Here is a 9,060-nt window from a genome sequence, read left to right on the forward strand (position 1 = left end):
GGGGCCAACTCAGGCCGCGGCCGCCAAGGGCCGAGGCGTAATCAAAGCGGGTTGCACAAGTGGGCGCTCGTTTTCTTGGGGCAGCAATTCCGCTGCATCGGCGCCATACAACTGATGCAACATGGTTTCCGTCAGGGCTGCCGCAGGACCGTCGTACACCACGCGGCCGTGACGCAACGCCACCACGCGCGGGCAATAACGCAAGGCCACATCGACCTGATGCAGCGACACCACGACTGCCACTTTGCGCGTGCGATTGATATGCGCGAGCGTGTCCATCACGCGGCGCGAGGATTCTGGATCAAGCGAAGCAATCGGCTCGTCGGCCAGGATGATGCGGGCGTTTTGCACCAAGGTGCGGGCAATCGCGGCGCGCTGTTGCTGCCCGCCTGACAGCGTCGATGCACGCTGAAACGCATAGTCGTCTATACCAACTTGGGCTAATGCATCCAGCCCGGCCTGTATTTCATCGCGGCGGAAATAGCGCAACAGACTGCGCCACAGCGGAACGCGCGGCAACATGCCGGTCAGCACATTGGTGATCACCGGCAAACGGCCCACCAAGTTGAATTGCTGAAACACGAATCCGATCCCGGCCCGCACACTGCGCACCCGCGTATTGATTCGGCCATCGCGCTGCACGGCCTGCCCGTTGACCATGATGTGATTGTGGCCGCGGTCGGCCGCTACAAAACCAGCCACATGGCGCAGCAATGTGGATTTGCCCGAACCGGAGGCTCCCAGTAGCGCCACCATCTCGCCGGGCGCGACAGTCAGATTGACGTCGTCCAGCGCCTTGATGCCCTCGCGGAAAGATTTGCTGAGGCCGCGCACCTCGATCGCATAGGTCATAGGAAATCCCCTTGTCGAACCATTGGCGGCATTCTGTGCAGCGGGGGTGACAAGGTGATGACCGGCGAAACGCCAGCGAGACCCTTAAAACAGTGACGCAGACGGCTTTTGCAACGAAAACGTCATGTAGTAACGGCCACGCCTCTGGCGTCCGCGCCCAGGCCCAGGTATATATTAGGGTTCCTACTCATCCCGGAGCGCTCCATGTTGAAAGGTTCCTGCTTGTGCAGCCGCGTCGCCTACGAAATCACCGGCCCGCTGACCCAAGCCGTGAATTGCCGCTGCGTCATGTGCCGCAAGGCTCATGGCTCGGCCTTTCGCACCCGCGCCACCGTGCAAGCCAAGGACTTTGCCTGGACTCGAGGGGAGAACCACGTCACCTGGTATAGCTCGTCACCCGGCAGCTATCGAGGATTTTGCAGCGCTTGCGGCACGCCGCTGCTGTCGCGCTTTGACCAGACTCCGGAAATCTATGGCTTGCCGCTGGGCGCGCTGGATGACGATCCTGGCATCAAGGCTGCGAGCCATGTGTATGTCGCCAGCAAGGCGCCGTGGCATGACATCACGGACGAGTTGCCGCAATACCCGGAGGCCGGCCCTGCATAGCGGGAAACGAAATACGGGAAAACCCTGGTCAAATAGCCAGGATTGGCGTATGATGTCTAGTTGTTCTGTGTATAAAGTCCCTGCCTGGGCAATAACGCCCCGATCAGGCATCGGTATTATCAAGCGCAGCCCGTACTACCCCGCTTCTTCCGGTGACGCGCACGTTGCACGACATCGCGACCAAGCCGCGCCTCGCGCGCATGTTGCCCCAGTGGCATGAGTACCCATCCCGGGTTCCGCCAGGAAATCCGGCCCGTACCCGAACCCGCCGGGACATGTTTATGTTCCATCGCGGCCCAAGCAGGCTTGGGCCCCCGCGTTTGCCGCCTGCGGGCGGCGCGTATGTCGTGAGCCGACCTGCGTGCGCATCGACCTAGGAGAGTCATATATGGCAAAAGAAGAACTGATCGAACTCGACGGCATTGTTGACGAAGTGCTGCCTGACAGCCGCTATCGCGTCACCCTGGACAACGGCATCGAAGTTGGCGCTTACGCCTCCGGCCGTATTCGTAAACACCGTATCCGTATCCTGGCTGGCGACCGCGTCACCCTGGAAATGTCGCCCTACGACCTGACCAAGGGCCGCATCAATTTCCGTCACAAGGACGAGCGCGCGCCCAGCACGCCCCGTCCCCCGCAACGCAATCATCACCGTTAATCAAGCCCCGACCTGGGCGCCCGCTCAGGCCAGTTCCTCAGTCACCTGCGGGAACACGCGCTGATAGGCCTCCGCATAGCGGATCTTTCGATCCGAGTTCCGCGAGGCCTGCGCACCACGCTGCAATGCCACGCGTGTGTAGTATTCCCACAGGTGCTCCTGCGCCGCCATCAATTCAAAAGCCTGGCGCTTTTGTTCCCAGACTTCAGAGATATCCAGCAGCACTTGCGGCTTCCACTCGCATTGTTCTGGCTGGTGGGGCTCGAACAGAAACACGGGCGGCGCGCCCAATACGGGCGTGTCCGGCTCATGGCCATGCGCTTGCGCGATGACGCGGGCCTCCTGGGCCACATGCGTGGCCAGCGGATGATCGAAGTTATAGGGGTCGCGCTGCGAATGTGTCAGCACGAACTCCGGACGCAGTTCGCGATAGATATCCGCCAACTGAAACAACGCCTCATCGGAGACGCGCAAGGGATAGTCTCCCAGATCCATAAAGCGAATGTTCGCGCCCAGGATTTCCGCGGCGCGTTCAGCCTCGCGGCGGCGGTCTTCTTTGACACGCGCCATGGTCATTCCAGCTTGTTTCCACAGCTTGGCCGACTCGCCCCTCTCGCCGAACGACAGGCATACGACCGTCATCGTCCAACCGCGTTTGGCATATAGCGCAATCGCTCCTCCCGCCCGCCAGACAAAATCCGCGGAATGCGCGCTGACGACTAATCCTTGCTTCGATGTTTCCATGAAAAATTCTCGCTATTGCTCATGTGTAAAGACTGTGATCGGCGCTCGCTGCGCCGAGCATTCATAAAGACAGTGCCTGAGGTTCACAGCATTGATCATGCATAAAGGCAGTGGCCGCGTTTCCTATTAATCGGCCTTGATGCCGGCCTGCTTGATGACTTTGGTCCATTTCGCGGTTTCGTCCGCCACGAATGTTCCAAAGGCCGACGCGCTGCCCGGTGTTGCCGTCGCGCCCAGATCCGCCAGGCGTTTTTGCACGCCGGGATCCTGCAATGCTTTCTGCAGGGCCGTGTTTAACTGCTGCACGACGGGCTGAGGCATACCTTTCGGGCCTATCAGGCCCCACCATACTGTGGCGACCGCCTCGGGCAGGCCCAAAGTCGCCGTGGTCGGCACTTGAGGCAGCAGGGCCGTCGGCTGTGCATTCAATACCGCCAAGGGACGCAACTTGCCGGACTGGATATGCGAAATCACCTCTAGCGGGTTGATCGACATGAAATCGATGCGCTGTCCCAGCAAATCGGTAATTGCCGGCGCACCGCCTTTGTACGGGACATGCAGCGCGTCAAAGCCTCCTTCGGCTTTGAGCAGCTCGCTGGCCAGATGGCCGGAGCTGCCACTGCCCGCCGAGGCGTATGTCAGTTTGCCCGGATGGGATTTCCCATAGGCGATCAGGTCCTTGAGGGTCTTGTTGGGTGACGCCTCGGGCACGACTACCACCAGCGGCGCGTAGCCGATACTGCCGACCGGCGCAAAATCATGCGCCGGGTCGAAGGTCAGGTTCGAAAACAGCGCTGCGTTGCTCGCCAGGGTGTTGGAGGCGGTCAGTAAGGTATAACCATCGGCATCAGCCTGCGCAACGGCGGCCATGCCAATATTGGTTGCCGCACCGGGACGGTTGTCCACGATGATGGTCTGGCCCAGGGCTGCGCCCATTTTTTCGCTGACCAGGCGCGTCACGATATCCACGCCGCCGCCAGCAGCATAGGGCACGACGATGCGAATCGGCTTGTCGGGAAAATCGGCGGCGTGTACTGGGCCACTGGATAACACCGCAGCGAGCCCCAACCCTGCCGCGGCGTTGCGGCAGGCAGAGGTCAACACGCGTTTTATCGAGTTCCCGCACCTAGCTGCGACAAGCCCGCTGGAAGCGCGCCGTGCGGGCATGGCAACACGCGCGACAAGCTGGTCTGAATTTGGCTCAATCATGTGAGTCTCCTGGTTTTATGACGTGATTCATGGCGCCACAAATCAATGTGACGATGACAGTTGCTGTTGCGGTCTATCGCCGACTAGCCCCGGGTTGAAACATGATCGCCCAGCCCATTAATATCGTCCAATACCGTTTTTTCCATCTATTTATTTGGAAATCAAATAGCCATGGATTTTCGCCAGCTTCGCTATTTCGTGGCCGTCGCCGAGGAGCTCAGCTTCAGCGGCGCGGCCCGCCGCCTGCACGTCAGCCAGCCTCCCCTCAGCCTGCAGGTCAAAGCCTTGGAAGAAGAACTGGGGTCGACGCTGCTAAACCGCACTAATCGCAAAGTCGAGCTGACCGAGGCCGGATCGCTGTTTCTGGAGCAGGCCCGCCATGCGCTGAACTATCTGGAACGCGCCAGCGATGTGGTGCGGCAAGCCGCTCGCGGCGAGGCGGGCGAGTTGCGGATCTCGTTCACGGCCTCGGTCCCGATGTTCGAGGCCTTTCCGCACATCGTGCAAACATTTCGCGGCCGTCACCCTGGTGCCCGTGCCGACCTGACGCATATGTCCACCGGCCAACAATTGCGGGCGCTGGCCGAGAAAACGGTGGATATTGGCTTTTTGCGCCCGTCGCCGTTGTTCGAACCGCCCGCCAATATCGCGGTGTCGCAACTCTGGCAAGACCGGCTGGTCGCCGTGCTGCCGAGCGATCATCCGTTGGCCCGGTCACGCCAGCCCCTGCCTATGTCTGCACTGGCGGATGAATCATTTATCTTGTTTCCGCGTGGCCTGGGGTGCGGGCTGTTTGAACACGTGACGGTCTTGGCCAGCCGAGCGGGATTTGCACCGCACGTTCGGCAAGAGGCGCGCGAAGGGGCCACCATTGTGGGCCTGGTCGCCGCCGGGATGGGAGTATCGGTCTTGCCAGAGACCTATATGAAAACCGGCATTCCCGGCGTCGCCTATTGCGAGCTCGCCACGCCCGATGCCGCCAGCCGGGTATTGCTGGCCTATCGGGCGGACGACGAGGCGCCGTTGCTCAGGCGCTTTCTGGACACGGCACTCCGAGCGAGCACACGCTGAAACACCGCAAAACGCCACAACCTCTGACAACCGTCATGCAAGCCGCGCGGAGCGCCGCAGATCGGTGCCATTCCCCTGAGCGGGGGCATGGCACCGTTCGGCACGTACCGGCGGTACGCCGCCCTCAGCGCTTGTTCACCGCGCCAATGAAGATCGCCGGATCGACCCGCGCATCGTTCAGACTGACGTTCCAGTGCAGGTGAGGCCCTGTCGCGCGCCCCGTAGAGCCGACTTTGCCAACCACGGCGCCACGTGCGACCTCGTCGCCGACTTTGACGTCAATCGCCGACAAATGGCAGAACATGCTGATAAAGCCCTGTCCGTGATCGACAAAAACCGTGTTGCCGTTAAAGAAAAAATTCCCCACGAGGACGACACGCCCTGCAGCGGGCGCTTTCACAGGCGTGCCAGTCGGCACGGCAAAATCCAGGCCCGAATGAGGATTGCGCTCTTCGCCGTTGAAAAACCGCCGCAACCCAAAGGGGCTGGACAAACGCCCGCCGGACACGGGGCGATCCAGAATCACATTGCTGGGCGTCACGCCATCGCGATAAATACGGTAGGCGGAGACTTGCTCTGCGAGTTCGCGTTCAATGCGTTTCAGATCATCGGGGTTGGGAGACACCTGCCGTTTGTTTTTCAACGTGATGTGCTGCGCGGCGTATTCCTTGGTCCCGACATTGAACTGGGCAGCAGGGCGGCCCTGCACTTGCAGCGTTTGAGACCCGGCCTTGGTACCCAGAGGAATCCCGACCACGGCGATCCATTGCTGATCGCTGTCGCGAATGACCATGACGCGATGGCCGTTGAAACTGGCCTGAGGCGCCTGAGCCGCAGCCCCCAAGGGCACCACAGCCACACCACCTGGCACAGGCACGTCAAGCGTGCGGCTGATGTAGCCCTGCGCATGGGCCACGGTCGCGCTGCAAGCAGCCACCAATAGCGTCACTTGACCCGCCAGACGGGCACATCGTTGCCGGAGAGTACGGCGGCTCCATACATCACGGGCCACCCCGGCCGTCAGCGTGCGACGGCTCAGCATCCGACGAATCCACTCTTGCATCATCGTGCGGCGACTCACCATGTTTACAGGCACAGATTTGCAGCCTCGGCCAATGCGGTGCTCGTGCGCTGGATACGCGTCGAGAGACTCGCGTCGGTCTTGCCTTTCCATGTCGTTGCCGTCAGGACAGCCTCGACGCCCATGGAGCCTTGCACGACCAGTTCGTAGCCATTATGCACAGGGCGGCGCTCGGCATTCGTGCCTTGGCCCTGCCAGGCCGAATCGACGCATTGCACGTATTCCTCTGCGGGCCGTGCCGTCGATCCATAAAACACGGGGTCGCGCGCGGTGATGTCTTTTACCGAGGCACAACCCGCCAGAGCTCCGGCACAAACCAAGAGCACAGGGACTTTCACATTCATGACGCTATATTCCAAGAAAAAAAAGCAGGACCCGGGCAACTATAGCGCACGAATCAGCTCGCTAAGGCCGGCTCAGGCGGCGGGCTTGCGCAGCGCAGACTTGGGGCGAAAGACTTTCACCACGGACTCATGCGTTTCCGAATACGGTCCGCCAATCAGATCGATGCAATAGGGCACGGCGGCAAAAACACCCTGCACCACCACGCCGCCCGACGCATCGCGCAGGCCCTCGAGGGTTTCGCGAATGGCTTTGGGCTGGCCGGGCAGATTGATGATCAGTGCGGCGTGATCCGCCGTTTCCCGGATCACAGCGACCTGTCGCGACAAAATCGCAGTGGGGACGAATTTCAGGCTGACCTGACGCATTTGTTCGCCAAAACCCGGCATTTCCTTGGTAGCCACCGCCAAGGTAGCCTCGGGCGTGACATCGCGGCGCGCCGGACCAGTACCGCCCGTCGTCAGAACCAGGTCGCAGCCCACCACATCCACCAATTCAACCAAGGCCGCAGAAATAGCAGCGGCATCGTCGGGCACCAAGCGTTCGGATGCCTGCCAGGACGAGGACAGCGCGGTCCCCAGCCAATCTCGCAAAGCAGGCAGACCTTCGTCCTGATAAACCCCGGACGATGCGCGGTCGGAAATCGAAACCAGACCCACCAGGAGATCGTCGGGATGGCGGCGGGAGAGAGGCTGGGCAGAGGTGGGCATGGCAGCAGGCATCAACGATTGAGAGAAAAAGTGATGCTATCGCATTATGGGCACCGCAGGGCCCGACTAGTGACAAGTCACAAATCTGCAATAATTGCGCCTACGCTCACCGCCCCATACCCCCTCCCCTCCCATGCTTCATCTCTTCTCTGGTCTGGATTTCTGGATTGGCGTCAGCCTGGTTCTGGCCCTGACATTCGTACTGGCCTTCGAATTCATCAACGGCTTTCACGACACCGCCAACGCCGTCGCCACGGTCATCTACACCAAGGCCATGCCGCCGCATCTGGCAGTGATCCTGTCGGGGATTTTCAATTTTCTGGGCGTATTGCTGGGCGGCGTTGGCGTCGCCTATGCCATCGTTCACCTGCTGCCGGTCGAATTGCTGATCAACGTCGACACCGGCCGCGGGCTCGCCATGGTATTCGCCATGCTGGCAGCCGCCATCGCCTGGAATCTCGGCACATGGTATTTCGGCATCCCGGCGTCCAGCTCGCATACCTTGATCGGCTCGATCCTGGGTGTAGGCCTGGCCAACGCCCTGATGACCGATCTGCCGATCGCCGCAGGCGTCAACTGGGGCAAGGCCATCGACATCGGCCTGTCGCTCGTAGCCTCCCCCATCGCGGGCTTTCTGGTCGCGGGCTGCCTGCTGCTGCTATTCAAGCGCTGGTGGCCTGCCTCCAAAATGCACAAAACCCCGGAGCAGCGCCGCGAACTCGACTCGAAAAAGCACCCGCCCTTCTGGAATCGTCTGATTTTGGTGTTGTCCGCCATGGGCGTGAGCTTTGTCCACGGATCAAATGATGGCCAGAAAGGGATCGGTCTGATCATGCTGGTATTGATCGGCATTGTGCCCGCTCAGTTCGTCCTGAACGAAAACAGCACCTCCTATCAGATCGACCGCACACGCGATGCCGCGACGCACCTGAGCGCGTTCTACCTGCGGCACCAGGCGACCCTCGACGACTTCCTGGCTATCTCCAAGAACAAGAACGACAGCACCGATCTGCCCAAACAATTTCACTGCCACCCGCAGCTGACACTGGCCACCATTGACGCGTTACAAAACGACCTGCGCGGCGTCACGCACTACGAAGATCTCTCCCCTGAAAAACGCATCACAGTACGCCGCTATCTGCTGTGCCTGGACGACACAGCCAAGAAAGTCGCAACCCTCGATGGCCTGGAAAGCCGCGATCGCGAGGACCTGCACAGACTGCGTGCGGACCTGACTGCAACCACGGAATACGCACCGCTCTGGGTCATCGTGGCAGTCGCCCTGGCCCTGGGTATCGGCACGATGGTCGGCTGGCGTCGCGTGGTGCTGACAGTCGGCGAAAAAATCGGCAAACAGGGCATGACCTACGCCCAAGGGATGTCGGCACAGCTCACTGCCGTAGCGGCCATCGGCATGGCTAACGTTTTCAGCTTGCCGGTTTCCACGACACATGTGCTGTCGTCGGGCGTAGCGGGGACGATGATTGCCAACAGAAGCGGCCTGCAAGGCAGTACGGTGCGCAATATCCTGCTGGCCTGGGTGCTGACGTTGCCGGCGTCGATGCTGTTGGCGGCAGGGTTGTTCTGGGTTGGCGTGCAGATTGCGGGGTAACCGAGAGGCACGCTAGGTAAATGAGTCGGGGTTTCGTTCAGTACAGAGCAGATCTATTAAGGCGTTCCTGCCGCGTGCCGGAGTGTCATGCCGGGCCTATCGCGCGGACTCGCCCCATGAGCAGGGGGCTCGGCCTCGCTGCGCGAGGCTAAATCCGCGCTCAACGGCCCGGCAC

The 9,060-nt window shown here is 61.0% G+C and carries 10 protein-coding genes; 4 read left to right on the forward strand and 6 right to left on the reverse strand.

All coding sequences use genetic code 11. The features are described from left to right. Positions 1 to 9: 9 nt before the first annotated feature. On the reverse strand, positions 10 to 852 hold the full coding sequence (phnC, locus tag ACNA0J_RS21195) for a phosphonate ABC transporter ATP-binding protein (RefSeq protein WP_415820856.1): 843 nt from the start codon (positions 850 to 852) through the stop codon (positions 10 to 12). Positions 853 to 1,056: 204 nt separating this feature from the next. Here phnC and ACNA0J_RS21200 point away from each other — a divergent pair, with 204 nt between their 5' ends. Further along, entirely contained in the window at positions 1,057 to 1,458 is a 402-nt protein-coding gene (locus ACNA0J_RS21200) for a GFA family protein (RefSeq protein WP_415820857.1), read from the forward strand. 388 nt (positions 1,459 to 1,846) lie between these two features. After that, a complete protein-coding gene (gene infA / locus ACNA0J_RS21205) occupies positions 1,847 to 2,116 on the forward strand; it encodes a translation initiation factor IF-1 (protein WP_415820858.1) in 270 nt (89 codons plus the stop codon). Between the two features lie 24 nt (positions 2,117 to 2,140). Here the strand turns inward: infA and ACNA0J_RS21210 are convergent, their stop codons facing one another. Both ACNA0J_RS21210 and ACNA0J_RS21215 read right to left on the reverse strand, forming a co-directional pair. Further along, positions 2,141 to 2,860: a PIG-L deacetylase family protein gene (locus ACNA0J_RS21210; RefSeq protein ID WP_415820860.1), complete on the reverse strand. Its 720-nt coding sequence runs from the start codon at positions 2,858 to 2,860 to the stop codon at positions 2,141 to 2,143. A 126-nt stretch (positions 2,861 to 2,986) separates the two neighbouring features. Continuing rightward, the gene (locus ACNA0J_RS21215) at positions 2,987 to 3,964 is read right to left on the reverse strand and encodes a Bug family tripartite tricarboxylate transporter substrate binding protein (protein ID WP_415820862.1); all 978 of its coding nucleotides are present in this window, start codon (positions 3,962 to 3,964) and stop codon (positions 2,987 to 2,989) included. A 276-nt stretch (positions 3,965 to 4,240) separates the two neighbouring features. Here ACNA0J_RS21215 and ACNA0J_RS21220 point away from each other — a divergent pair, with 276 nt between their 5' ends. Next, positions 4,241 to 5,140 carry a LysR family transcriptional regulator gene (locus ACNA0J_RS21220; protein ID WP_415820863.1) on the forward strand — a complete coding sequence of 300 codons (900 nt, stop codon included), beginning with the start codon at positions 4,241 to 4,243 and terminating at the stop codon, positions 5,138 to 5,140. A 124-nt stretch (positions 5,141 to 5,264) separates the two neighbouring features. Here the strand turns inward: ACNA0J_RS21220 and ACNA0J_RS21225 are convergent, their stop codons facing one another. The 3 genes from ACNA0J_RS21225 to mog all read right to left on the reverse strand — a co-directional run bounded on the left by ACNA0J_RS21225 (position 5,265) and on the right by mog (position 7,273). After that, positions 5,265 to 6,182 carry a peptidoglycan DD-metalloendopeptidase family protein gene (locus ACNA0J_RS21225; protein WP_415820864.1) on the reverse strand — a complete coding sequence of 306 codons (918 nt, stop codon included), beginning with the start codon at positions 6,180 to 6,182 and terminating at the stop codon, positions 5,265 to 5,267. A 44-nt stretch (positions 6,183 to 6,226) separates the two neighbouring features. Beyond that, positions 6,227 to 6,565 carry a hypothetical protein gene (locus ACNA0J_RS21230; protein WP_415820865.1) on the reverse strand — a complete coding sequence of 113 codons (339 nt, stop codon included), beginning with the start codon at positions 6,563 to 6,565 and terminating at the stop codon, positions 6,227 to 6,229. 72 nt (positions 6,566 to 6,637) lie between these two features. Beyond that, positions 6,638 to 7,273 carry a molybdopterin adenylyltransferase gene (gene mog, locus ACNA0J_RS21235; RefSeq protein ID WP_415820866.1) on the reverse strand — a complete coding sequence of 212 codons (636 nt, stop codon included), beginning with the start codon at positions 7,271 to 7,273 and terminating at the stop codon, positions 6,638 to 6,640. Positions 7,274 to 7,406: 133 nt separating this feature from the next. Between mog and ACNA0J_RS21240 the strand changes: the two genes are divergently transcribed. Further along, on the forward strand, positions 7,407 to 8,885 hold the full coding sequence (locus tag ACNA0J_RS21240; protein ID WP_415820867.1) for an inorganic phosphate transporter: 1,479 nt from the start codon (positions 7,407 to 7,409) through the stop codon (positions 8,883 to 8,885). Positions 8,886 to 9,060 lie beyond the last annotated feature (175 nt).

The sequence above is a fragment of the Bordetella tumbae genome (genome assembly GCF_965139195.1).
Taxonomy (GTDB): Bacteria; Pseudomonadota; Gammaproteobacteria; order Burkholderiales; family Burkholderiaceae_B; genus Bordetella_A; species Bordetella_A tumbae.

What these genes read in the sequence shown, in the direction of transcription:
- ACNA0J_RS21210 (WP_415820860.1), bottom strand. Translation starts at nt 2,860, where the DNA reads ATGGAAACATCGAAGCAAGGATTAGTCGTCAGCGCGCATTCCGCGGAT.
- phnC (WP_415820856.1), bottom strand. Translation starts at nt 852, where the DNA reads ATGACCTATGCGATCGAGGTGCGCGGCCTCAGCAAATCTTTCCGCGAG.
- mog (WP_415820866.1), bottom strand. Translation starts at nt 7,273, where the DNA reads ATGCCCACCTCTGCCCAGCCTCTCTCCCGCCGCCATCCCGACGATCTC.
- ACNA0J_RS21230 (WP_415820865.1), bottom strand. Translation starts at nt 6,565, where the DNA reads ATGAATGTGAAAGTCCCTGTGCTCTTGGTTTGTGCCGGAGCTCTGGCG.
- infA (WP_415820858.1), top strand. Translation starts at nt 1,847, where the DNA reads ATGGCAAAAGAAGAACTGATCGAACTCGACGGCATTGTTGACGAAGTG.
- ACNA0J_RS21220 (WP_415820863.1), top strand. Translation starts at nt 4,241, where the DNA reads ATGGATTTTCGCCAGCTTCGCTATTTCGTGGCCGTCGCCGAGGAGCTC.
- ACNA0J_RS21225 (WP_415820864.1), bottom strand. Translation starts at nt 6,182, where the DNA reads ATGCTGAGCCGTCGCACGCTGACGGCCGGGGTGGCCCGTGATGTATGG.
- ACNA0J_RS21240 (WP_415820867.1), top strand. Translation starts at nt 7,407, where the DNA reads ATGCTTCATCTCTTCTCTGGTCTGGATTTCTGGATTGGCGTCAGCCTG.
- ACNA0J_RS21200 (WP_415820857.1), top strand. Translation starts at nt 1,057, where the DNA reads ATGTTGAAAGGTTCCTGCTTGTGCAGCCGCGTCGCCTACGAAATCACC.